Source organism: Shinella sp. 20P9.1.1 (assembly GCF_057798995.1).
In genome coordinates this window covers 1-22,851 of the sequence record NZ_JBYOLC010000017.1, presented here as the reverse complement: position 1 = coordinate 22,851, position 22,851 = coordinate 1, and the positions used below count along the sequence as shown (strand labels likewise).

Annotated in this window: 15 protein-coding genes, 7 pseudogenes and 1 other annotated feature; of the genes and pseudogenes, 12 read left to right on the top strand and 10 right to left on the bottom strand. The window is 60.8% G+C overall.

Features of this window, described 5'->3' with window-relative positions; genetic code table 11:
• Positions 1 to 142 precede the first annotated feature (142 nt).
• A complete protein-coding gene (locus AC27VQ_RS22970; RefSeq protein ID WP_488718131.1) occupies positions 143 to 856 on the top strand; it encodes a FadR/GntR family transcriptional regulator in 714 nt (237 codons plus the stop codon).
• Positions 857 to 931: 75 nt separating this feature from the next.
• Here the strand turns inward: AC27VQ_RS22970 and AC27VQ_RS22965 are convergent.
• A pseudogene (locus AC27VQ_RS22965) lies at positions 932 to 2,161 on the bottom strand (IS3 family transposase).
• Positions 1,762 to 1,878: a sequence feature (AL1L pseudoknot), on the bottom strand. Its footprint overlaps the pseudogene before it by 117 nt.
• Between AC27VQ_RS22965 and AC27VQ_RS22960 the strand changes: the two are divergent.
• Positions 2,078 to 2,719, top strand: a pseudogene (locus AC27VQ_RS22960) (SulP family inorganic anion transporter); the annotation flags it as partial. The pseudogenes AC27VQ_RS22965 and AC27VQ_RS22960 overlap by 84 nt on opposite strands.
• 278 nt (positions 2,720 to 2,997) lie before the next feature.
• Here the strand turns inward: AC27VQ_RS22960 and AC27VQ_RS22955 are convergent.
• The 5 genes and pseudogenes from AC27VQ_RS22955 to AC27VQ_RS22935 form a co-directional block, all read right to left on the bottom strand.
• Positions 2,998 to 3,701 (bottom strand): annotated as a pseudogene (locus AC27VQ_RS22955) (IS5 family transposase); the annotation flags it as partial.
• 40 nt (positions 3,702 to 3,741) lie between these two features.
• Positions 3,742 to 4,497 (bottom strand): annotated as a pseudogene (gene istB / locus AC27VQ_RS22950) (IS21-like element helper ATPase IstB).
• A 14-nt stretch (positions 4,498 to 4,511) separates the two neighbouring features.
• Positions 4,512 to 5,816 (bottom strand): IS21 family transposase, encoded by a 1,305-nt coding sequence (gene istA, locus AC27VQ_RS22945; RefSeq protein WP_488718130.1) that lies wholly within the window; start codon positions 5,814 to 5,816, stop codon positions 4,512 to 4,514.
• On the bottom strand, positions 5,710 to 5,955 hold the full coding sequence (locus tag AC27VQ_RS22940) for a hypothetical protein (RefSeq protein ID WP_488718184.1): 246 nt from the start codon (positions 5,953 to 5,955) through the stop codon (positions 5,710 to 5,712). Before AC27VQ_RS22940 ends, istA begins: the two co-directional genes overlap by 107 nt.
• Positions 5,956 to 6,216: 261 nt before the next feature.
• Positions 6,217 to 6,830 (bottom strand): annotated as a pseudogene (locus AC27VQ_RS22935) (transposase); the annotation flags it as partial.
• Positions 6,831 to 7,623: 793 nt separating this feature from the next.
• Here AC27VQ_RS22935 and AC27VQ_RS22930 point away from each other — a divergent pair.
• Positions 7,624 to 7,948, top strand: a pseudogene (locus AC27VQ_RS22930) (IS6 family transposase); the annotation flags it as partial.
• A gap of 43 nt (positions 7,949 to 7,991) precedes the next feature.
• On the opposite strand, the gene AC27VQ_RS22925 reads toward AC27VQ_RS22930, so the two are convergent.
• Positions 7,992 to 9,467 (bottom strand): glycosyl transferase family protein, encoded by a 1,476-nt coding sequence (locus tag AC27VQ_RS22925; RefSeq protein ID WP_488718129.1) that lies wholly within the window; start codon positions 9,465 to 9,467, stop codon positions 7,992 to 7,994.
• 279 nt (positions 9,468 to 9,746) lie between these two features.
• Here AC27VQ_RS22925 and AC27VQ_RS22920 point away from each other — a divergent pair, with 279 nt between their 5' ends.
• From AC27VQ_RS22920 to AC27VQ_RS22900, 5 genes are all read left to right on the top strand, one after another.
• Positions 9,747 to 11,768, top strand: coding sequence for a TonB-dependent receptor domain-containing protein (locus AC27VQ_RS22920; protein ID WP_488718183.1), 2,022 nt, complete (start codon positions 9,747 to 9,749; stop codon positions 11,766 to 11,768).
• A 71-nt stretch (positions 11,769 to 11,839) separates the two neighbouring features.
• A complete protein-coding gene (locus AC27VQ_RS22915; protein WP_488718128.1) occupies positions 11,840 to 12,763 on the top strand; it encodes a siderophore ABC transporter substrate-binding protein in 924 nt (307 codons plus the stop codon).
• A 46-nt stretch (positions 12,764 to 12,809) separates the two neighbouring features.
• Complete coding sequence (locus AC27VQ_RS22910; RefSeq protein WP_488718127.1) at positions 12,810 to 13,775, top strand: ABC transporter permease; 966 nt, start codon at positions 12,810 to 12,812, stop codon at positions 13,773 to 13,775.
• Positions 13,765 to 14,736: an iron chelate uptake ABC transporter family permease subunit gene (locus AC27VQ_RS22905; RefSeq protein WP_488718126.1), complete on the top strand. Its 972-nt coding sequence runs from the start codon at positions 13,765 to 13,767 to the stop codon at positions 14,734 to 14,736. Before AC27VQ_RS22910 ends, AC27VQ_RS22905 begins: the two co-directional genes overlap by 11 nt.
• The gene (locus AC27VQ_RS22900; protein ID WP_488718125.1) at positions 14,733 to 15,491 is read left to right on the top strand and encodes an iron ABC transporter ATP-binding protein; all 759 of its coding nucleotides are present in this window, start codon (positions 14,733 to 14,735) and stop codon (positions 15,489 to 15,491) included. Before AC27VQ_RS22905 ends, AC27VQ_RS22900 begins: the two co-directional genes overlap by 4 nt.
• A 287-nt stretch (positions 15,492 to 15,778) precedes the next feature.
• On the opposite strand, the gene AC27VQ_RS22895 is transcribed toward AC27VQ_RS22900, so the two are convergent.
• From AC27VQ_RS22895 to AC27VQ_RS22885, 3 genes are all read right to left on the bottom strand, one after another.
• Positions 15,779 to 16,855: a PAS domain-containing protein gene (locus tag AC27VQ_RS22895; protein ID WP_488718124.1), complete on the bottom strand. Its 1,077-nt coding sequence runs from the start codon at positions 16,853 to 16,855 to the stop codon at positions 15,779 to 15,781.
• 238 nt (positions 16,856 to 17,093) lie between these two features.
• A complete protein-coding gene (locus AC27VQ_RS22890; protein ID WP_488718123.1) occupies positions 17,094 to 17,309 on the bottom strand; it encodes a hypothetical protein in 216 nt (71 codons plus the stop codon).
• A 154-nt stretch (positions 17,310 to 17,463) separates the two neighbouring features.
• Positions 17,464 to 17,715, bottom strand: coding sequence for a hypothetical protein (locus AC27VQ_RS22885; RefSeq protein ID WP_488718122.1), 252 nt, complete (start codon positions 17,713 to 17,715; stop codon positions 17,464 to 17,466).
• Between the two features lie 198 nt (positions 17,716 to 17,913).
• Between AC27VQ_RS22885 and AC27VQ_RS22880 the strand changes: the two genes are divergently transcribed.
• The 4 genes and pseudogenes from AC27VQ_RS22880 to AC27VQ_RS22865 all read left to right on the top strand — a co-directional run.
• Positions 17,914 to 18,096 (top strand): CsbD family protein, encoded by a 183-nt coding sequence (locus tag AC27VQ_RS22880; RefSeq protein ID WP_488718121.1) that lies wholly within the window; start codon positions 17,914 to 17,916, stop codon positions 18,094 to 18,096.
• Between the two features lie 189 nt (positions 18,097 to 18,285).
• Positions 18,286 to 18,474, top strand: coding sequence for a hypothetical protein (locus AC27VQ_RS22875; protein WP_488718120.1), 189 nt, complete (start codon positions 18,286 to 18,288; stop codon positions 18,472 to 18,474).
• A 385-nt stretch (positions 18,475 to 18,859) separates the two neighbouring features.
• A pseudogene (locus AC27VQ_RS22870) lies at positions 18,860 to 19,807 on the top strand (IS3 family transposase).
• A gap of 323 nt (positions 19,808 to 20,130) precedes the next feature.
• Positions 20,131 to 22,851 (top strand): PAS domain-containing sensor histidine kinase (locus AC27VQ_RS22865; RefSeq protein WP_488718119.1); only part of this gene is annotated, 2,721 nt, incomplete at its 3' end.

Genomic DNA, 22,851 nt, shown 5'->3' with positions numbered 1-22,851 from the left:
ATATTCCTCCAACTTACGGAACAGGAAATAACATCCGATTTCAAATTGGGCAACCCAGTTATCTCAGTTATGTTGATTTTCGTGCTAGCAGTTGCTGATTATTACATGTAAACCGGTGAGCAGACGTCACGGGAGATTCGGGTTGCACGAAGTCAGCGACGCGGAGTTTGCACCTGTAAAGAACACGCGGCTCTCCGAAGTCATCATCGCCCAGATCGCCTCTCTCGTGGAGCGCGGGCATATCGAGTTGAACCAGCGGTTTCCCAGTGAGCGGGAATTGCAGGAACGCTGGCGCGTATCCCGTCCGGTCCTGCGCGAAGCGTTCAGGGTGCTGGAGATGCAGGGAGTCGTAGAGAGCCGGCAGGGCGGCGGACGTTACCTCCGCTCGACCCACGTCATCGATCCCAGCCGCCTGCGCTCTTCGGAGCTTGCCGCCAATCGCGACGTTTTACTGCGCATTTGGGAAGCACGGGAAGCCGTGGAGACCAAGCTCGCTGAACTTGCGGCGGAACGCGCGACGCCGGAGCAACTGGCAGCCATTGAAAGACCACTCCTTGCAATCGCCACGGAACCGGCCGAAACACTGATGAGCCTCGATCTCAACGGCGAATTTCACCGTGCTATAGCACGGGCAGCAGAAAACTCGATCCTCGAGGAGATGAGCGAGCGTCTTCTGCAGACATCCAAACAGGTCGGTTTCAAGGCGATCGTCGGCGTTCAAGATTGGCGTGCCCTTCAGGGTGAACACCAGCCAATCTTCGAAGCCATCCGAGACCACGACCCCGAAGCAGCGCGTCGAGCCATGGTCGTTCATTTTCGCAATCTTCGCCAACGGGTGACCGAACCCGGCGCTTGAAAAGCGGTTATCAAGATTTGGGTCGAAGAAGCGTAGTGAACCGCCCCGAGTTTACCGGAGACCATTTGGTTTAAGTTATGCGGCCATGGCTGGCGCGTCCAGCATGGCGTAATATCGTTCTTCGGCTTCGTCTGGCGGGATGTTTCCTATGGGCTCCAGAGGCGGCGGTGGTTGAACCAGTCCACCCATTCGAGCGTGGCGAACTCCACGGCTTCGAAGTTTCGCCACGGTCCTCGCCGATGGATGACCTCGGCCTTGTAAAGACCGTTGATCGTTTCGGCGAGAGCGTTGTCGTAACTGTCGCCAACGCTTCCGACAGACGGCTCGATGCCTGCCTCCGCCAACCGCTCGGAATAGCGAATGGACACATATTGCGAGCCGCGGTCGGAATGATGAACCAGCCCGCCACGGTAAACGGGCCGCCGATCATGAAGTGCCTGATCGAGGGCATCGAGCACAAAGCCCGCATGGGCAGTCCGGCTCGCCCGCCAACCGACGATGCGGCGAGCGAAGGCGTCGATCACAAAAGCCACGTAGACGAGACCCTGCCAGGTCGCCACATAGGTGAAATCAGAAAGCCAGAGCATGTTCGGTGCGGGCGCGAAGAAGTGCCGGTTCACCCGGTCGAGCGGACATGGGGCGGTCTTATCGCTGATCGTCGTGCGGATCGGTTTGCCGCGAATGATGCCCTGCAGTCCCATTGCCCTCATAAGCCGAGCGACTGTGCAACGGGCGATGTAGTAGCCCTCCCGTAGCAACTGTCGCCAGACCTTGCGCACGCCATAGACCTGGAAGTTCTCGTTGAACACCCGGCGTATCTCGACCTTTATGGCAATGTCGCGTCGGGCGCGGGCCGACAGACGGTTCACGTCCGTGCGCTTGGCGATGACCTCATAATAGGTGGACGGGGCAATCGGCAGCAGTCTGCAGATCGGCTCGACCCCGAGCACCGAGCGGTGTGCATCGATGAAGGAAATCATCGCTTCAGTGGGCGGTCGAGCTCCGCCATCGCAAAATACGCAGAGGCTTTGCGCAAAATCTCGTTGGCCTGACGAAGTTCGCGGTTCTCCCGCTCCAGAGCTTTCATCTTCTCCGCGACGTCACTCGGCAAACCCGAACGCTTACCGCTGTCCACCTCGGCCTTCTTCACCCATTCATTGACGTATGTGCCGAGCAGCCTATCTTGGCCGCTATGGAAGACACAGCTGCCCATCGCGAAGGATGTTCCGCTTCATGCTCGACCACCATTCGAACCGCGCTGGCGCGGACTTCAGGAGAAAACTTGTTTGTCGTCTTGCTTGTCATAGACCCTACTTCTCACGAGTTCGGGTCTCCGGCAAATCCGGTCATGTCGGCCTCTTTGCTTCTTTCGCCATCGCCAGCATCTCCGCCTTCACCGGCGGCCGGCCGGGCATGATCTCCGCGGCGACGGCAGCCACCGCCGTCCTCGTGGTCACGCTGGTGAAGGAGCACGGCCTCGAATATCTCTTCGCCGCTACGCTGTTGATGGGCCTCATCCAGATCGGCGCCGGCTTCCTGAAGCTCGGCCGCGTCATGCGCTTCGTATCACGCTCCGTCATCACCGGCTTCGTCAACGCGCTGGCCATCCTCATCTTCATGGCGCAACTGCCCGAACTCATCGGCGTGCCGGGACTGACCTATGCGATGATCGCGGCGGGCCTCGCGATCATCTATCTCGTCCCTTATGTCACCAAGGCCATCCCATCGCCCTTGGTTGCCATCCTCGTGCTGACCGGCGTTGCCTATTCGGGCGGCCTCGACCTGCGCACGGTCGGCGATCTAGGCGAACTGCCCTCCGCTCTGCCGATATTCGCGCTGCCGCAGGTGCCGCTGACCCACGAATGGTTTGAGGCCACAGGTGACGGCGGCGAGCAACTGGAGGAGTTGGCGCAGGACGACGCCCGGCTTTCAGGTTCCGATCTAACAGCCTTGGCGGAGAAGACGCAGCAGGTTATCTGGGGCGAGTTTGTCGGCTCCGGACCGATGCAGTCAGACAAGACATGGATTACGATCCGAGCCGTCGACACACATTCTACGAGATCGATACGGACGATGAGACGGTGCTGAGTAAGATCAACTCGACCTACAAAGACGTCCGAACTGGGGAGGTTCCGGTTAGGTCATGGGTTTTGGACCATCCCGGTGAATGATGGCAGCCAGACGCGAACGGCAGCCAAAGCAAGGAAAGCAGCGAACGACCGTTCGGTTTTATCATAGCGGGTGGCTACGCGCCTAAACTGCTTGAGCTTGTTGAACAGGCGCTCGATACGGTTTCGATCCTTATAGGCCCGAAAGTCGCAGACGGGCGGCTCTTTTCGATTTGCCTTCGGCGGTATAACGGGCCTGATCCCGTGGGTCAGCAGTTCTTCACGCAGGAAGTCGCTGTCATAGCCCTTGTCAGCGAGAAACAATCTCGGTTTGCCAACTGGCATTGCTAGCAAGCCCGAAATGGCATTGTAGTCCGAAGCTTCGCCACCCGTCAGGATGAAACCGAGAGGGCGTCCTTGACCGTCTGCGCGGGCGTGGATTTTTGTCGTAAAGCCACCGCGTGATCGACCAAAAGCCTCCTTATAAGTCCCCCTTTAGCGCCCGCTGCCTGTGAATGGCCTCGAACCGTGGTGCTGTCGATCATGTGCTGCCAGTCGTCGGTTAGCCCCAACTCGACAAGCGTTTCGAGAAGTCCGTCCCACACGCCTTGTTCCGCCCAATGACGGAAGTGCGTATTCCGACGATGCCGGACGGGTATTCCGACGCGAAGCCGTACAGGCATTCCAATTTGATACCGGACACTGTTCCGATCTGAAGCCGGACGCGGCAAGGTGCCATTGGGTCTGATTGATGATTGCCGTTGAGGCAGTGGTGGGTCAAGCGACGGTTGTGTCGGACATGGACACGGCGCGCTGTTTGCGCAGGCTCTCCCCAGATAATTCGATGCGATAGGCATTGTGCACGAGGCGGTCGAGAATGGCGTCGGCGATGGTGGCGTTGCCGATCATGTCATACCAGTGGTCGACGGGAATCTGGCTGGTGATGATGGTTGAGCGCCGCTCGTAACGGTCCTCGACGATCTCCAGAAGATCACGGCGCTGTTCGTCGTTGAGCTTCTCCGGCCCCCAGTCATCGAGGATGAGCAGATCGGTTCTGGCCAGCGACTTGATCAGCCTGGTGTATCGTCCGTCCCCGCGGGCCAGCGCGAGGGCGGCGAAGAGCCGGGGAACGCGGTGGTAGGCGACGGAAAGATCCTCGCGGCAGGCCTTGTGCCCGAGAGCGCAGGCCAGCCAACTCTTGCCCACGCCGGCCGGCCCGATGAGAAGCAGGCTATGGTCCTGCCTGATCCAGTCGCAACTGGACAGCTTGAGAAAGAGATTGCGGTCGAGGCCGCGGGCAGCGCGGAAGTCGATGTTCTCGACCTGGGCGTCATGGCGCAATTTTGCGGCGCGCGCCCTCGCCTCGAAGCGCTTCTGGCGGCGCGTCGTCATCTCCCGCTCGAGCAGAAGGGTGAGCCACTCTCCATGCTGGAGGCTTTGGGCCTCCGGCTGCTAATCGAGTTCTTGGAAAGCGGACGCCATGCCGGAAAGGCCGAGGTCGCGCAGGGTGTCGAGGGTGGGATTGGTCAGCATTGTCGATTGTCTCCTTAGTGAAAGTAGCCGGGGCCGCGAAGATTGGCGTGTTCGCCGACCGCGGCCGGTTCAGCGGAATGGCGGGGTGTTTTGTGGCTTGTGATGAGCGCGCCGATGCTTTTGCAGGTCAGCCCGCCGATCTCGACGGCGCGGGCCGAGACGGCCTCGGCCTGGGCGGCGCTGATGGCGCGGGAGAGTCCGAGAACCCCGAGGCAGGTTCGGAACCCCTGTTCAGGATGCGGCCGGCTGGCAAGGATCGCGACGATCAGGCCCTCGGTGTGCGGCCCGATCGATGCGGCCCAGCGTCGGAAGCGTTCCGGCGACCATTCGGCATATCGGCGATGCGAACTGGGCATGTGATCCGGGTCGGTCCCGAAGCGTGAACCGCCGTATCGGCGCTGATGAGCCGCAATCCGCTGACCTTTGAGGAATATCTCGATGGTGCGGCTCGTGGCCCTGACATCCACCTGCTGGCGGATAAGATGGTGGGGCACGGAATAGAAGTAACGCTCGAACTCGACATGGTAGTCCGTCAAGACCCGCGCCAGACGCCATTCGGCGAACTCGTAATCCTGCGCCGGAAGTGCTGCCAGCGCGGTGCGCTCCATCGCCTCGAACATGTCCCGGCGGCTTTGGCCGAGCCGGCGCATGACATGGGTGTTGATCCGCTCGACGGCTCCGACGAGGGCGGCATTGGCCTCGGCCAGCGAGAAGAAGGTCTGATTGCGCAAGCGGCCGAGAATGCTGGTTTGGGCGAAACGCACGCCGCTTTCGACCTTTGCCTTGTCTTTGGGGCGCTTCGGGCGGGCAGGCAGAAAGCCGACGCCATAATGCGCCGCCATCATGCCGTAGGTGCGGTTGAACTCGGGATCGTAGAAGCTGGCCTTGTTCACGCCGGACTTCAGATTGTCGGGAACGAGGAGCCTTGGGACGCCGCCGAAGAAGCGGAACATGCGCATATGCGAGCCGATCCAGTCCGGCAGGGCCTGGCTCCAGGTTACCTCCGTGAAGGTGTAGCTCGACGCGCCCAGCACGCCGAGGAAGATCTCCGCCTCGCGGATCTCGCCGGTCTTGCCGTCGACGATCGGCAGCGTCTTGCCGGAATAGTCGACGAACACCTTGTCGCCGGCAACATGTTCCTGGCGCATCGTGGGCGAAAGCCGCTGCTCGAAACTGCGGAACAGCTCGCAGAACCGGCTGTAGCCGTAGCCATCAGGATGAATCGCGCGATATTCCTCCCAAAGGATCTGTAGGGTCACGGCCGGCTTCTTCAGTTCGACCGCCAGCGCGCTCCAATCGGGTTCCGCCCGCCGGCGCAAGCCCTGCTTGACGCCCTGTCGGGAGAATAGCCGGCGCTCGATGACGCCGTCCGTCAGGTCCCGGCAAGGGCCAGCTCAGTCCGGCCGCTCTCGCACGCTCAAGGTTATCCTGCACCGTGCTGCGGGCAAGCCCCAGCATCATGGCAATATCGCGCACGCTCACGTCATCCGCGCAAAGCCGAAGCATTTGTCGTAGTTGTCTCATGGTCAGCCTTCTCTTCGCCGGCATCAGCATCTCCTCGTTCGTCGCGAGGAAACACATGCCAAGGTTGCTGACCCAAAGGCATCGGTGGACCGCCTAAACTGTCCGGTTATTTATCGGAATCGCGTCCGGCTTCATGTCGGAAATAGCGTCCGGTTTTTGATCGGAACACCGTCCGGTTAATTCCCGGAATCCGCATTCGTTGGCTCGTGACGGCAGCGCAATGGGCCGTCGCGTTCCCAAGGCCCGCTTGCGGCCACCACGCTTGCGAACGGCAAGCTTCTCTTCCCGGTAGAGGCGACGCAGCTTCTTCAGGTTCATAACTATGCCCTGCCGATCCAGCATCACATGGATACGGCGATAGCCGAAGCGGCGGCGCTCGGACGCAACCTGCCTCATGGCTTCCCGAATGGAGGCATCGTTCGGCCGAACGCTGCAATATCGCACGCTCGACCGATCAATGGCCAGGATCGCACACGCCCGGCGCTGGCTCACGTCATGCTCCTTGCAGACATGAGCCACCGCATCCCGCCTTGCGCCGGGCGTCACCATTTTTTTGATGCGACATCCTTCAAAATGGCGTTGTCCAGCATCGCCTCGGCGAGCAGTTTCTTCAGCTTGGCATTCTCATCTTCCAAGGCCTTTAGCTTCCGGGCGTCGGAGACATCCATGCCGCCATACTTCGCCTTGTATTTATAGAAAGTCGCCTCGGATATTCTGTGCTTGCGGCATACATCGCTCGTCCTCTGACCGCTCTCCTGCTCCTTCAGCATCCCGATGATCTGCTCGTCCGTAAACCGTGCACGCTTCATTCCGTCCGTCTCCTTGATACGACGGACTCTACCAAAATTTGGAGGAAGTTCAGGGGCTCAGGTCACCCGACCTCCCACAGATACTTGAGAGGATACCGGGACCATCAACTCGATGAGAGCGGCCAAGTAATAGGGGCCCATGCCGAAGACAGGTCCGCCGTCTCGCTTAAAGAAAAACTTCGGGTTCGGGTGCCAGTCTTTCATGCGGTGTCCATGATAACGGCGGTCGCGCCATGAACCTTCCCGATCAGTCCAGATTCGATTGCGTGGCGAGCGCTTTGAATACCTGCTCCCATAATGGTGTCCGGAGAGCAGGCGACCATCAAACTCTGGCCTTCGCTGTGGCGTCTATAGCTGATGGGCAAGGTGTTCATGCACGTGTGTCTATCGCGGGGTCCTCATAAGCCGTTACCTCACATTACCAACGCGACGTCTGACCTGGGCGGTCTTGAATTGCCGACGCCCTACCCCATTTCACGGTCACTACCCGTAATAGATGACTGCCTCCTACGATGGTATTCGGTCGCGCGTGCGTGGTCCTCCTGGTCAGAAGCGCGCTCCACGCAAGTGTCGAGGGCCCTTCTTCGTTTCAGGTGCCGCGATCGCGACCGAAGGCTTGGGACATGGTGCCAACAGCGCCAGTCCTTCGCCTCCCGGTCCCCGTCGTCACCTGGCCAGACCATGAAAGGAGAAACATCCATGGAATGCGACCGTGTCGAGGGAAACTGGAAGAAGGTCAAAAGCACATCAAGGAAAAGTGGGGCAAGCTCACCGATGACGATCTCGACCGGCGATGTCTTGTTGTTGGTGGATTAACAGTTGGCGGATAATTGGGTGGGGAGGAGCTCGCCGCTGTCAGTTAAAAGAACCACCGATTTCCACCACAGATCACCGCCTATGCGGTGTGGCCGTATTTCCGGCTCCCTTTGAGCTTGCGACTGGTGGAGGAAATGCTTCTGGAGCGCGGTATCGTCGTGTCTTACGAAACGATACGGCGATGGGCCGGAAAATTCGGAGCGACGTACGCCAAGCAGTTGCGCAGAAAGACGCCGTCGCGAAAGGACACCTGGCATCTGAACGAGGTGGTGGTCTCCCTCGGCGGGCGGGAACATTGGCTCGGTGGGCCGCGCTCCTTACATGGATAGTCGGATTTATAAGTGATCAGTTTTTTGAACGCAGGCCGCCGTGACGGTCCCGCCAAAGGGCCGCAGCGTGATCCCTTGTATCTTCTAGTGTTATGCACGGACGTCCACGGATTGTTACGAGGGCTGCAGCAGCCGTGTCGATGACGATGGCCTCGGCGACCTCGTCCCGCGCCGCACCGGTCCAGACGGCATGCCAGTATTCGCGGCTTGTGTAAGCGGTAGGCTGTGCTGGCGCAACGATGCCTTTGCGCGCGGGGACACGCGCATCCAGCGCCTCGCCATCGACAAGCCGGTAAAGCGGCGTCGCCCGCAACGGGGTGAATTCCGCAAAATCCCGGTTTCCCCCAAGGATCGACAAATTGCGCACGCCGAGCAGCATTGCGGTTTCGCGAAGGAGATCGCGGCGCGACGGCATCGCGACGCCCAGCAGGGTTGTCGAAGCGCCCAGCGGATTGAGGAGATGCACGACGGCATTGAGCGGAAGGCGCATCTCCAGGAGATTGTAGAGACCGAACAGGCGCTGGATCTGCGTCGAGGCGCCGCCGATGGGCAGATAGGCAATGGACCCGGCCGCAAGCGCGGCTCTCGCGTCGGCAAGCGAAGCGCAGACGGGAATGCCGGCAGTCGTGGCGGCAAGCTCGAGCTTGCCTGCCTCCGGCCCCTGCCCGTAATGGCCGTGCAGCATCACGCGGTAGCCGGCCTGCGCAACGAGCCGCGCCGCATGCAGGAACCAGGGCGGGGTTTTCAGCTTCGGCGAGACATAGGCGGGCCAGTCGAGATCGGCGAGACCGTCCGACACGTCATAGGCGCCGATATGCCTGCGCAGGGCCTTGATGAAGCCGGCCATTTCGGCCGCCGTGACGCCGCGATACTGCATGGTCGCCAGCAGCGCCCCGACCTGCACCGGATCGGCCTCGCCGTCGAGAATGATGGCCAGCGCGTCCTCGGCCTCCTCGACGGCAAGCGGGCGGCATTGGCCGATGCCGCTGCCCGACGTCGCGATATATTTGGCCAGCCGCTTCTGCGGCTCCGCATTGTGGCCGATGCGGGCGAGCTTGCGGGCGAAGTCGTCCGGCGTCGGCTGGCCGTGCAGCAGCACGCTGGGACGAACGGCAAGCGGCGGCGCGGAAATCAGCGGAGGATGGGTCCAGTCGGAGGCGGCGGACGGGCCGGCCGATACCGTCTGGGCCGCCGGCGCCGTCATGATCTGCTCGGTCTCGGCCGCAAGCGCTCTCAGCCGCAGGCGCAAGCCCTCGGCAAACGGCGTCGGCACGAGGCCCTTGGCGGTGCGGGTGAAAAGCGGGTCGCCGTAGATTTCGCGCAGCTGGCCGAGCATCCGGCTGACGGCCGGGCTCTGAAGCCCAAGGCCCGCCGCCGCCTTGGCGACGCTGCCCGTGCGCAGCAGCGCATCGAAGACGACGAGCAGGCGCAGCTGGCCGGGACGATCCGGCTTGACGGCGCGATCGCGATCGCCCGCATCCGGTGTGCTCATCGGTTGGAGCCTTCCGTCCATCTCAGCCTGTCCAGCAAATTGCGATTATTCGAATTTAGAATCATTCAAAATCACCGCCGTTGACCCTCCCCCTCCCGACTACATAAGTGGACCCGTCCCTTCAAGTTAATGCGGGGAGGGGTAACACAGATGTGAATGCAGGGGGCATGCATGGCGAACGGTGCGCACGGAAACGGGGATCGGAACAAGCGGAGAGCGAAGCGCTGGAGCGCGGCCCTTCTGGCCGGGACGGCACTGATGGTGCCGGGCGCGGCACTGATGGTGCCGGGCGCGGCACTTGCCCAGGAAGAGCAGGCGGAAGCCACGGTGCTCGACCAGGTGGTGGTGACGGCCGCCGGTTTCGAGCAGAGCGTCAAGGACGCACCGGCCAGCATCACCGTCGTGACGCGCGAGGAGCTGGAGAAAGGCTCGTTCCAGGACCTGACCGACGCGCTGCGCGAGGTGCAGGGCGTCTCGGTCACCGGCGTGGCGAACGAGAAGGACATCTTCATCCGCGGCCTTCCCGGAACCTACACGCTCATTCTCGTCGACGGCAAGCGGCAGAGCACGCGTGACGCGCGCCCCAACGGCAGCTCGGGCTACGAGCAGAACTTCATCCCGCCGCTTTCGGCCATCGAGCGCATCGAGGTCGTCAAGGGGCCGATGTCGTCGCTTTACGGCTCGGATGCGATGGGCGGCGTGATCAACATCATCACGCGCAAGGTCTCCAATGTCTGGTCCGGCTCCGTCACCACGGAAGGCACGCTCCAGCAGCATTCGCGCTTCGGCAACAGCGGCAAAGCATCCTGGTATCTCAACGGACCGCTGTTCGAGGAGACGCTCGGCATGCAGCTGTGGGGCAGCGGCTATCGCCGGGCCGAGGATGCGGTCACGGGCGGCACTCTTGGCGCCAAGGACGTCGACCTCACGGCACGCCTCACCTTCACACCGAACGAAGACCACGACATCATGCTGGAAGCCGGCCGCCAGCGGCTGAAGCGCGACGCGACGATCGGCGACACGCTGGTTGCCGGCGATAGCGAATCCTTCCGCCTGAACACGCGCGAACACTGGTCGCTGTCGCATACCGGCCGGTGGGGACCGACGACGTCGGACTTCTCCATCCAGCAGGAATGGGGCCAGCGCAGCATCTACACCTACGATGCCGTTACGCAGCGCTATGCGCTCAATCCGCGCGAACCGGAAATCCGCAACACCGTGATCGACGGCAAGTTCACCACCCCGTTCGAACTTTTCGGCCAGCATACGCTCGTCACCGGCGGCCAGTATTTCGAAGCGCGCCTCGCCGACCAGAATCCCGGCCGCCGCACGGGTCTCACCGAGACCTTCTCGGCCATGCAATGGGCGCTGTTTGCCGAAGACGAATGGCGCATGGTCGACGATTTCGCGCTGACCACCGGCCTTCGCATGGACCACCACGAGCAGTACGGCGCGCATTTCAGCCCGCGCGTCTACGGCGTCTGGAACGCGACCAGCGACCTGACCGTGAAAGGCGGCGTCTCCACGGGCTTCCGGGCACCCGATATCCGCCAGATCGCGCCGGGCTATGCCATGACGACGGGCGGCGGCGGCTGCACCTATGGACCGGAAGGCACCTGCGGCGTCATCATCGGCGACCCCAACCTCAAGGCCGAAAGCAGCACGAGCTACGAATTCGGCGCGGTCTGGGACAATGGCGACGTCATCCTGAGCGGCACCTATTTCTACACCGACTTCAAGGACAAGATCTCCAACGCGCTGGTGCTCAATCCCGACGGCACAATCGCCCGCTGGGACGAGGATCCCAATTATCGCCTCTGGTACAACTACAATGTCGATGACGCGGTCATGCAGGGCGTGGAACTTGCCGCGACATGGCATGCCCTGCCGGACCTGTCGCTGCGTGCGAGCTATACCTACACCAAGTCGGAACAGAAGACCGGCACCTTCGCCGGCTTCCCGCTGGCCCGCACGCCCGAGCACACCGGCAACATGCGCGCCGAGTGGACGACCAGCGTGGAAGGCCTCACGACCTGGGCGAGCGCGAACTATCACGGTTCGGAAATCGCAGCCGGCGCCCGCATCGGCACGAACGGCTCGCCGATCACGATCAACGGCAAGGAGGGGCGCAAATACGATCCCTACGCCACGCTCGACCTCGGCCTGCAATATATCGTCAACGACAACGTCACGCTGAACGCCGCCGTCTACAACGTCTTCGACAAGAAGGTGGAGCCCACCGATTTCAACACGCTGGGCGAAGGCCGCCGGTTCTGGGCCAGCATGAAATCGCAATTCTGATCACGGCGCGGGGCGCAATCCCCGCGCCTTTCCCGGCTCACCGCCGGTTCGAAACTGCAGGAGCTGAAACCATGAAATTCTCCCGGTCCGCGTCGCTCTTCGCCGCACTCGCCCTCACCGCAACGTCGCTTCTTGGCGGCGCTGCCGCGGCGGCCGACATCGTCGTCAAGCACAAGCAGGGCGAGGCGACGTTCGCGGCCAAGCCGCAAAAGGTGCTGGTCTTCGACCTCGCCTCGCTCGACACGCTCGCCGCCCTCGGCGTCGAGGTGGCCGGCGTTCCCGGCGGCAACAAGCCCGGCTATCTCAAGGCCTACAACGACGAGAAATATCTGAAAATCGGCACGCTGTTCGAGCCGGACTACGAGGCCGTCAACGCGGCCGAGCCGGATCTGATCATCGTCGCCGGCCGTTCGGCCTCCAAGTATCCCGAGCTTGCCAAGATCGCCCCCACCATCGATCTCAGCGTCGATGCGCAGAACTATCTTGCGGAAGCCAGGAACAACGTCGCCACGCTGGCCGGCCTGTTCGACAGGAAGGCCGAAGGCGAAGCCCTTCTCGCCAAGCTCGACAGTTCCGTCGCCGACCTGAAGGCGCTTGCCGCCGGCAAGGGCAAGGGCCTGCTGATCCTGACGACCGGCGGCAAGATGAGCGCCTTCGGTCCCGGCTCTCGCTTCGGCATGCTGCACGGCGCCTACGGCATCCTGCCCGCCGCGGAAACCAAACATGTCGGCAACCACGGCCAGGCCATTTCCTTCGAATATATCCTGGAAACCAATCCCGACTGGCTCTTCGTGATCGACCGCGACGCCGCGATCGGCCGCGAGGGCACGGCGGCCGCCCAGTTCCTCGACAACGAGGTGGTGAGGCAGACCAAGGCCTGGCAGGCCGGCAACGTCGTCTATCTCGATGCGACGGCGTGGTATCTCGTCGGCGGGGGTATTTCCGCAATGCAGCGCACGGTCGACCAGCTCGCCGCCGCCCTTGGAAAAGCTTGATTGACCGGGCGGGGTGGTTCGCCACCCCGCCTGAAACGACCGGTAAGTGCCTCTCTTGAAACATGTCCTTGCCCTTTCGGCCCTGCTTCTGCTTTCGGTCGCGAGCGTCCTCATCGGCGTGAGCGACCTTTCGCCGTCCGCGCTTCTTGCCGGTGAAAACGCCACCGCCCGGCTCGTGCTCATCGAGGTGCGCATCCCGCGCACGCTGGCGCTGCTCTTTGCCGGCGCCGGCATGGCCGTCTGCGGCACGATCATGCAGATGCTGGCGCGCAACCGCTTCGTCGAGCCGTCTACGGCGGGAACCGTCGAATCCGCCGGCCTCGGCATTCTCGCCGTGCTGCTTCTGGCGCCGGACCTGCCGGTCTATCTGAAAATGCTGGTCGCGACGGCCTTCGCGCTGGCCGGCACCGGCCTCTTCCTGCTGATCCTGACGCGGATCCCGCTGCGCTCGCCGCTGATGGTGCCGCTGGTCGGCATCATGCTCGGCGGCATCATCAGCGCCGTCACCACCTTCTTCGCCTACCGCTACGACATGCTGCAATCGCTCGGCGCCTGGACGACGGGCGACTTCTCGGCCGTGCTGCGTGGACGCTACGAGCTACTCTGGCTGTCGCTCGGCCTCACCGCCCTCGCCTATGCCGCCGCCGACCGATTCACCGTCATCGGCATGGGCGAGGCCTTCGCCACCAATCTCGGCGTCCCCTATGGCCGCGTCGTCATGCTCGGCCTCGCCATCGTCTCGATGGTCACGGCCTCCGTCGTCGTCACGGTCGGCATGGTGCCGTTTCTCGGCCTCATCGTGCCCAACCTCGTCGCCATGGCGATGGGCGACCGGCTGCGCCGCTCGCTGCCGTGGATCGCCATCAGCGGTGCTGGCCTCGTCATCGTCTGCGACATGATCGGCCGCCTCGTCATCGCGCCGTTCGAGGTGCCCGTCGGTACCGTGCTCGGCATGGTCGGCAGCGTCTTCTTCCTCTATCTCGTGCTGAGGAGGCGTTCCCGTGCAGCCTAGAGCCGTCCTCCTTGCGCGCTCCCGGCGCACGTTCATCCTGCTTGGCCTTGCCGCGCTCGCCGTCTGCGTCGTCTTCATGACGCTCGGCGCCAAGGGGAGCTGGTCCTTCGTCCTGCCGTTCCGCGGCGCCAAGCTCGCCGGCATGCTTCTCGTCGCCTATGCGATCGCGCTGTCGACCGTGCTGTTCCAGACCATCACCAACAACCGCATCCTGACGCCGTCGATCATGGGCTTCGATGCCCTCTATGTGCTGATCCAGACCATCATGGTGTTCTTCGTCGGAGCGCAGGTGACGAGCGCCGTCGATCCGCGCGTGCTGTTCGTCGTGGAATGCGGCGCCATGGTGCTGTTTTCCTGCCTGCTCTATCGCTGGCTCTTTTCGGGCGCGGTGCGCAGCCTGCATGTGCTCATGCTGGTCGGCATCATCTTCGGCATCCTGTTCCGCAGCGTCTCGGGCTTCCTGCAGCGCGTGATCGATCCGAACGAATTCATCGTGCTGCAGGACCGGCTCTTCGCAAGCTTCAACAGTTTCGATACGCGCCTGCTCGTGCTTTCCGCGGTGATGATCGGGGGCGCGAGCTTCGCCGCCTGGCGCCTCTTTCCCACCTTCGATGTCCTGGCGCTCGGCCGGGAGAGCGCCATCACGCTCGGCGTGGCGCATCGCCGCGTGACCACGCAGATCCTGGTGCTGATCGCCGTTCTGGTCTCCGTTTCCACCGCGCTCGTCGGCCCCGTGACCTTCTTCGGCCTTCTGGTCGCAAGCCTTGCCTATCAGATGATGCCGCTTGGCCTGCACCGCTTCACGCTTCCCGCCGCCGTGCTTGCCGCCGTCATCAGCCTCGTCGGCGGCCAGGTCGTGCTGGAACGCCTGCTCGCCTTCGACACTGCCGTCGGCATCGTCATCGAATTCGTCGGCGGCCTTGTCTTCCTCATCCTGCTCGTAAGGGGGAAAACCCGATGATCCGCGTGGAAAACGCTGTAAAGCGCTATGGCGACACCGTCGTCGTGGATGGCGTGAGCCTCGACCTTCCCGCCGGCGGCGTGACGGCGATCATCGGGCCGAACGGGGCGGGCAAATCCACGCTCCTGTCGATGATCAGCCGCCTGATCGGCCTCGATGCTGGAACGATCGGCATCGACGGTCTCGACGTGACGAAGACGGCGGGCGACGTGCTGGCGCGGCGCCTTTCCATCCTGCGGCAGGACAACCAGATGGCCGCACGCCTGACCGTTGGCGATCTCGTCGCCTTCGGCCGTTATCCCTATTCGCGCGGACGGCTGACAGTGGAGGACGCGCGCCATATCGAAACGGCGCTCGGCTACATGAACCTTTCCGAGCTGCGCGACCGTTTCCTCGACGAGCTTTCCGGCGGCCAGCGCCAGCGTGCCTTCGTCGCCATGGTGCTCTGCCAGGATACCGACTACGTGCTGTTCGACGAGCCGCTCAACAACCTCGACATCCGCCATGCCGTGTCGATGATGCGCATGATCCGCCGCGCGGCCAACGAGCTCGGCAAGACCGTCGTCGTCGTCCTGCACGACATCAACTTCGCCTCCTGCCACGCCGACCGCATCATCGCGATGCGGCAGGGCCGGATCTTCCGACAGGGCACGCCGGAGGAAATCATAGATCCCGGCGTGCTCGAAGAGCTCTACGACACCGCGTTCGAGGTGAAGGTCTCGGCCGGCAAGCGGCTCGCAAACTATTATTCGTAGGGGTGCGTCTCCGCTAGCCTTGCTGCCGTTAAGTAGCTCGTTACTCCATCAACTCGGTGGCATCGTCCGCATTTCTGATGCCTTCCGGCCGCTTCTCCTGCCCGCGAGAAGTTTCGGAAGTGGGAAGGGCAGCGCTAATCATCGACTACTTCTTGTAACTCATCGTCGGTGAGCTCATCTCCACCCGCATTATCCATCGACCTATAACGGCCAACAACATGACATCGCCGGCATTGGTGTTCACAATGCCGGAATAGTCATTGTCATCGTAAACTTACAAGGTCGGGTCATGACGTGGTTGTCCCGTCATTCGAGCCGGGATACAATGCAGTTGGTAACATTAGACTAATCGCCAATCCGGTTTCCCGCCATGATCGATCGACTTTGCCGCCCATAGACGTGACGATCCTATCGACCATCTCGGTCCCGAACCCGCGGCGCTCGGGACAACCTTTGAGTTCCGGTCCATCCCGCTCAGTCCAAGAGAGGTCCAGCGACGGACCGTGAGCGCTAAATTTGACGTGAACTTGACCTTTATCCACTGAGAGCGCACCATACTTTACGGAGTTTGTTGCAAGCTCGTGCAAGAAGAAAGCCATCGTCGTCATTGCTTCTCTACGAAGATACGATTTTCCACCTATCAATTCGCAGCGCGAGCCGTACGGTTCCAGTACAGACCGAACAACACTTTCAAGATCTACCCCTTCTTCGACGTGACCGCCGCCTTCGCTGTTTATAAATACCGCGTCCGAGGCCCGCGCCAGGGCTGCGAGTTTATCGGAAAAGATCGTCGTCAGAGCCGCCGGCTCATGTTTCGCAATCGCTTCCTTCTCCGCAAGTACGGCAAGACTAGCGATGACGGAAAACAGGTTTTTGATCCTGTGGCGCATCTCCGAGACGACCAGCTTCTCACGCTCAATGGCCCGTTCACGCTCCTGCTCGAGCAGGGTTTGGGCCGTCACGTCCCGCGAGACGCATAGGACGGAAAGGACCCGACCGGACCGATCCACCAGCGGCGTAAGGAGATTGTCCCAATAGGCTATCGCGTCACCAGACACGCTTTTGCCAGAGAAGCGCGCGGTTCGACCCATAGCGGCATCATGCAATGCTTTGAGCCCGAGAGAATGGACCTCTTCGTGCAAAAGTGGCAACCAGTCCATCCCGAAGCCAGACCCTTCCGCGACACCGAGGGCGATGCACCCCGCCTTGTTCATGGTCAACAACTTTCCCTTCGGCGACAGAACCTTGACGCAATCCGGTGTCGCGTCGAGCATCATACTCTGCAATTCTGTAAAATGTGGCGCTTCTCCGGAGGAATGGCCCGTCGACATCAGGCGTGCATAGGCATCCGCTACTGCTTCCATACGCTTTACCCTTTTGCTGCCCGTTGCGGCAAGTAGATGGTCGGACTTGAACTCTCGAACTGGGTTAAGGGGGGCCGCGGACCTGTTTCGGTAGTCTCCCACGTCTGCGACAGGCAGGTAGTAGGTCGCCCTTCACAACAACAGTCGTAGGATCGCGATCGCCGGGCCGGCACAACTGCAATCGGTTCAACGCTCTCCAAAATCATCCCAGCATGTCCATCTGGGTTGTTGGGGAGGTTCACGAACATGTCGCATCGAGTAGGCGAACGACGTTTTTATAAACACGCGTAAGCGGAAGGCTATAATAACAGTCGCCCGATACGACATCGCTATCGGCCAGCAGCCCCGAGCGGTGCACCGTGGCGCCCGACCTTCCCTCTTCGCGGGTTTCACCGAAGGCAACGGCCGGTCCCGAGCCGAGTGCAAATCCATAAATTGCCAGTCCTGCTTCCATGACTTTCTCCACGCGATCGGATCAGGCGTGGCCGTGAAACGGCAGCGCCCAGAGGTTGCGACGGCCGACTTGTATGATCTCACTTGAACTGGATCTGAGCCGCCGACACTACCTGGCAGCGCGCAACTCCAGGCGGGTAACGCCGGCCGTTATATCAATACCCTTCATTCCCTCGACACTCAGAGGCTATATCGTTCAGATAAACCTTGCGACCGAGCAAACCGGCACTCGACATTTCTGTTGAGCCGATCAGCGTCCGTACACCGCCCGCCACTTCGCAGGGGATCGAGCCGAGCCGCTGCTTTTTGCTGTCCGGACCGCGCTCCACTTTAACCGTACCTTGACCAAGATCGGCGCGGCGGCGGATTCTGAATTGGCGACGGCAAAGCGGATGGCGGTACCACATGCTATAAACTTTATCTCTGTCTCCTTCATGCAGCCGATGAGCGCTTCTAGCGCCATTCCTGCGCGCGCGTCATGACGCATATGCATCACTCCATCTGATGCAGCAGCGCCTTTCGAGCAGAATGCATTCACTGTACATTTTCCATCACCGCGGGTTGTCTGGCGTCCTGCGGATCAGACGAAAGGAAGGAGACGCATCATGGACAGGGATCGTATTGAAGGTGCTGCAAAGCAAGTGAAGGGCTCTATCAAGGAAGCCGCCGGGAAGGTCACAGGCGACGGCAAGCTCGAGGCCGAAGGCAAGACTGACAAGGCTGCCGGCAAGGTCCAGAACGCCGTTGGCGGCGCCAAGGCTGCCGCCCGCGACGTTCTCAAGAGGTAACGGGCTCGGGGAGCGGTCCACGCCGCTCCGTCTGGCCTTTACAACAGATTAGAATGAACTTCATACGTAACCGCAATCAATGCCGCCAGCCGTTCTATTTCGACAGCCGACAATGCGTCAGTTGTCGTTATCGCGCGATTTCACGATCGCACGTTACTTCCTGACGACGCGTGAAGCGAGAGAAAGCTCATGTCTTCAGACTTAATTAAACAGGCGCGGATAGCGCAGTCGCAGCAGCATCAAGGAGAAGATGAAGACGACACAATCAAACCGCCGTCCGATCCCATCATCATCCTTTTCCCAATTCTCGCCGTGCTCGCTCTCTTTTGGACCGGCTACGCATCGGCCGCGATCATTCTTCGATCGTTCTCGCATTAGCGCTCGTGGACAAAGAGCATCCACAGTTTGACTGCGGCGATCGCGGAAGCCGAGCTAGGATTCCTTGGTCTCGTCGTAGCGCGTCGCAACGCGCCGCCAGTTCTTGAGCTTGTTGAAGAGCCGCTCGATTTGGTTACGCGATTTGTATTTGGCTTTGTCGTGTGGGATCGGCTCGCGCCTCTTGCTTTTTAGGGGATGACTGCCTCGACCTTGGCGCTGGCGATTTCGTCGCGAATGGCATCGGCATCGTGACCCTTGTCGGCTGGCATGCCCCCTGAAAAGTGATCCTTCTTGAAGTGTGGCTTATGAGCCACTGACGTCCAACTGGTCCAACTGGAACTCGAATTTTCCACTTATGATCCCGTTAGGAAGTCGGAGGAATTCGATGAAGGCGTCGAAGTTTTCGGAAGCGCAGATCGCGTCTTCGTTGAAGCAGGCGGAGGAAGGGACACCGATCGGTGAGGTATGCCGCAAAGCCGGCATTTCTGATGCAACCTTCTACTATTGGCGCAAGAAGTATGCGGGCCTACTGCCGTCGGCGGTGAAGCGACTTCGGCATCTCGAGGAGGAGAACGCCGGATAGTCGCCGACCTTAGCCTAGACAAGGCTATGCTGTAGGACGTGCTGTCAGAAAAGTTTCGAATCCTGCCCGCAGGCGCAAGCTTGTGGACGTGATCACATTTGCGAGACGCGGGTGAGGTATAGCTACCGTCGTGTCATGTCCTGCTGAAGCGTGACGCCTGGCCGGTCAATCCGAAACGAATCTATCGTCTTTACAAAGAGATGGGCCTACAGCTCCGCAACAGGCTCCCTAGCCCGGGTCAAGGCGAAGCTGCGGATCCACCGTATTGAGGCGACCCATTCCAATCGTGTCTGGGCTATGGACTTCGTTCATGATCAACTGGCCACGGTCGGGAGATCAGGTTGCTGACAGTGGTCGATACCTTCTCGCGGTTCTCACTAGCGGTCGATGCACGCTTCAGTTACCGGGGCGAGGACGTGGTCCAGACACTTGAGCGGGTGTTCCGCCTGGTAGGCTATCCAAGGGTCAATCCGCGTCGAAAATGGCAGTGAATTCATCTCGCGCGACCTCGATCTGTTGGCCTATCACAAGGGCGTCGTGCTCGACTTCCCCCGGCGCGGCAAGCGACGGGCAACAGCTACATCGAGAGCTTCAACTTCAAGTTCCGCGCCGAGCGGCCTAAACGAGCACTGGTTCATGACGCTCGACGACGCGCGGGCAGAAATGATAGATTGGGGTAGAGACTATAACGAGTTCCGGCCACACAGCCCGATCGGCAACAAGGTGCCGATTTCGCTCATGAACGGCTAATCGGCATCCCCGTCGACATGAGCTTTAACCCCGGAGAATTCCCGCGCCCGCTGGCACAAAATCGGGGTGCCCTTTAAACCCCTTGCTTAGAGAAGCGGGCGATCGAGGGAGTACTAGGTGCGCTTACGTGACGAAGCTATCCGCTGTGAACCTCAGGAGCGCTGTCGTTCTTTCGCGTGAGGCGCACAAGAATCCTGCGCTGAGTTTTGGCATTCCACCTTGAGCGCAAGAAAATATAGAAACTTTACTTGAACGGAATCTTAAGCGAGCCCTCCTAGTCTTTTCCATGTTTATAAACTCTGGAGGCGCGAGGACAATAGTTGATGCGGAGCGGCTTGGCAATTCCGGAACAGACCTTGGATCGCTGGCGTGGGCTGGTCGAATGCCTTGCGGAAATCATGAGCGGCGATCTCGCGCGTATCAGTCAGCTTCATAGATCTGAGTTTGACATTCTGATTGTGCACGCGGCCGATGACGCGGCCGTCGCAGCTGGCGAAGCATTCCGCGCCTCTGTCGTCGAAGCGTGCTCGACTGTGATTATTCCAGACGCCAATGATGACCCGATATGGCGTCACAGCGCAGAATGCATTGGGATGCCTTGCTATGTCGGTATGCCAGTTCGGTGGGCGGATGGCACTATTTTTGGCGTAATCGACATTCTTCGTCGAGCTCGGATGCAGCCCAGCGAAAAGCAGCTTCGGCTTATGGCGCATCTACGGGCTGCCGTAGAGGATGGACTTGCAGCGATTGGCGTTGCCTCCCCTCTTCCGAAAACTATCTCTCGGGTTGGGGCATCGCGCGAAAACGCCCTTCGCGTGAGCGAGGAGCGGTTCCGCCTCCTGATCGAGAACACGCTAGACGATTTTTTCCTTCATGACGCGAAGGGCCAGTTCCTCGACGTGAATGCCCGCGCCTGCGAGAATCTTGGCTATAGTCGCGAGGAACTACTTGGCATGCGGGCGATCGATTTGTCGCTCGACCTCAACCAAGCCGAAATGGAAAAGATATGGGAGTGGATGCGCCCAGGGGCGACGGTAACGGTATTCTCGCATCATAGGCGTAAGGATGGCGTTATATTTCCTGTTGAGGTTCGTGTGTCCTGCCACTCGATTGATGGCAAGAACTTGTTTTTAGCTATGGTGCGTGACATCACCGAACGCGTTGAAGCTGAAGAGGCCATCCGGCGACTGAATGCGGACCTAGAAGAGCGAGTAGCCGAACGCACCCAGCAATTGCAGGAGATCGCGGAAATCTTGCAATCTGTCACCGACAGCGCCACAGATGCGATCATGCTCAAGGACACGGAAGGTCGCTTCTTGGTATTCAATCGCGCTGCCGAGCGGGATTCCGGCTTCAGCGCTGCCGCGATCGCAGGCAAGACCGCCGTCGAAGTGTTCGGCGAAGAGGCCGGCAGTCGTATTCAGGCAATTGAGAACCTGGTGCTTACCACGGGTGAAACAATCACCGTGGAAGAGATATTGCCGATGAAGCAAGGGCCTCGCACCTTCCTCAACACCCGCAGTCCCCGCCTCGATGCCGACGGCAAAGTCATCGGCATAGTCGCTATTTCGCGCGACATTACGGAACGCAAGGCAGCTGAGGTCGAGTTGCGCATACAGCGCGAACGGTTGGCACTAGCGGCTCAGGTCGGTGGTCTCGGGATTTGGGACTACGATATCCATAACGATAGGCTATATTGTGACCCATACTGGTACCGTATTGTTGGTGTCGATCCGAGCGTGGGTCAGATAAACTCGATCGATGATTTCAAACCGCTTATCCATCCTGACGACGTCGAACACGCCACCGCTGTCGAAATGACCACATTGGCCGATCTGATCAGCAGCGGCGGCAACTATGGTATCGTGTTTCGGATCGTCCGCCCTGACGGCGAAATCCGCTGGATACGCTCGGCGGCTTGCCTGATCGAAAATGAGGACGGCCAAGCCGCACGTGCTATTGGCGTTATCGTCGACATTACCGAAAACCGTCTTGCCGAGGAAAAACTGCAGAGGAGCTACCAATCGCTGCGCCAGGCGGAGCGATTGGCGCGCATCGGCTCGTGGCGGCTCGATCTCTCGACCGGCAGGTTTTCCGCTTCCGAAATGCTATACGCCATGAACGGCGCGGATCCGGACGGGCCGCCATTAGGCCCCGGGGATCTCGAGCGCATGCTGACGGCGGACAGTTACCGCCGTGTGAGCCAAGCGATAAACACCTGTGCGAAAACCGGCGAAGCCTACAATATCGACGCCGAGCATTTCCGCCATGACGGTACGGTCTTCGCCGTGCATATTCGGGGACAGGCGGAACGCGACGCCGAAGGCCGGATTGTCGCCCTATCGGGGACCGTGCAGGATGTCAGCGAACGGGAGGAAGCGCGGGCGCAGCTTGCGGCACTCACCGACAATGTCCCGAACAGTGCCATCTTCCGTGTCGTCCAGACCGATCACGATTACACGTTAACATATTGCAGCGCGGGTATCGAACGGCTTGTCGGCATCTCGGCCGACACCATCGTCGCCGACCGCCTTGCGTTTCCCCAAGTCATCCACGAAGATGATCTCGCGTTCTATCGTGGTCAGCTCCGCCAGGCCTTAAAATCACGCCAGCCAGCTGACATCACCTTCCGCATTCGCGCGCGGCAAGGCGAGATCGCCTGGATGCAAGCTCGCGCAGTGCCCAGAGCCCAGACCGACGGGACGGCGGTCTGGGATGGCATTATCCGCGACATCACCGCCGATCGGGAGGCCGCTGACGCTCTGGCTGCAGCCAAGGAGAAGGCAGAGACAGCCGAGCGAGCCAAAAGCGAATTTCTCGCCACGATGAGCCACGAGATCCGCACCCCGATGAATACGGTGATCGGCATGACACGACTTGCCCTTCATACCGAGCTGTCTGCCAAGCAGCGCAATTACCTAGACAAGATCGATGGGTCGGCGCGAACACTCCTCGGCATAATTAACGACGTTCTCGATATATCGAAGATTGAAGCCGGCAAGCTGGACCTGGAGGACGCGGACTTTGCGCTCGACTCTGTGCTG

What these genes read in the sequence shown, in the direction of transcription:
- AC27VQ_RS22875 (WP_488718120.1), top strand. Translation starts at nt 18,286, where the DNA reads ATGTCTTCAGACTTAATTAAACAGGCGCGGATAGCGCAGTCGCAGCAG.
- AC27VQ_RS22925 (WP_488718129.1), bottom strand. Translation starts at nt 9,467, where the DNA reads ATGAGCACACCGGATGCGGGCGATCGCGATCGCGCCGTCAAGCCGGAT.
- AC27VQ_RS22915 (WP_488718128.1), top strand. Translation starts at nt 11,840, where the DNA reads ATGAAATTCTCCCGGTCCGCGTCGCTCTTCGCCGCACTCGCCCTCACC.
- AC27VQ_RS22900 (WP_488718125.1), top strand. Translation starts at nt 14,733, where the DNA reads ATGATCCGCGTGGAAAACGCTGTAAAGCGCTATGGCGACACCGTCGTC.
- AC27VQ_RS22920 (WP_488718183.1), top strand. Translation starts at nt 9,747, where the DNA reads ATGGTGCCGGGCGCGGCACTTGCCCAGGAAGAGCAGGCGGAAGCCACG.
- AC27VQ_RS22895 (WP_488718124.1), bottom strand. Translation starts at nt 16,855, where the DNA reads ATGGAAGCAGTAGCGGATGCCTATGCACGCCTGATGTCGACGGGCCAT.
- AC27VQ_RS22890 (WP_488718123.1), bottom strand. Translation starts at nt 17,309, where the DNA reads ATGGAAGCAGGACTGGCAATTTATGGATTTGCACTCGGCTCGGGACCG.
- AC27VQ_RS22880 (WP_488718121.1), top strand. Translation starts at nt 17,914, where the DNA reads ATGGACAGGGATCGTATTGAAGGTGCTGCAAAGCAAGTGAAGGGCTCT.
- AC27VQ_RS22885 (WP_488718122.1), bottom strand. Translation starts at nt 17,715, where the DNA reads ATGTGGTACCGCCATCCGCTTTGCCGTCGCCAATTCAGAATCCGCCGC.
- AC27VQ_RS22940 (WP_488718184.1), bottom strand. Translation starts at nt 5,955, where the DNA reads ATGCTGGGGCTTGCCCGCAGCACGGTGCAGGATAACCTTGAGCGTGCG.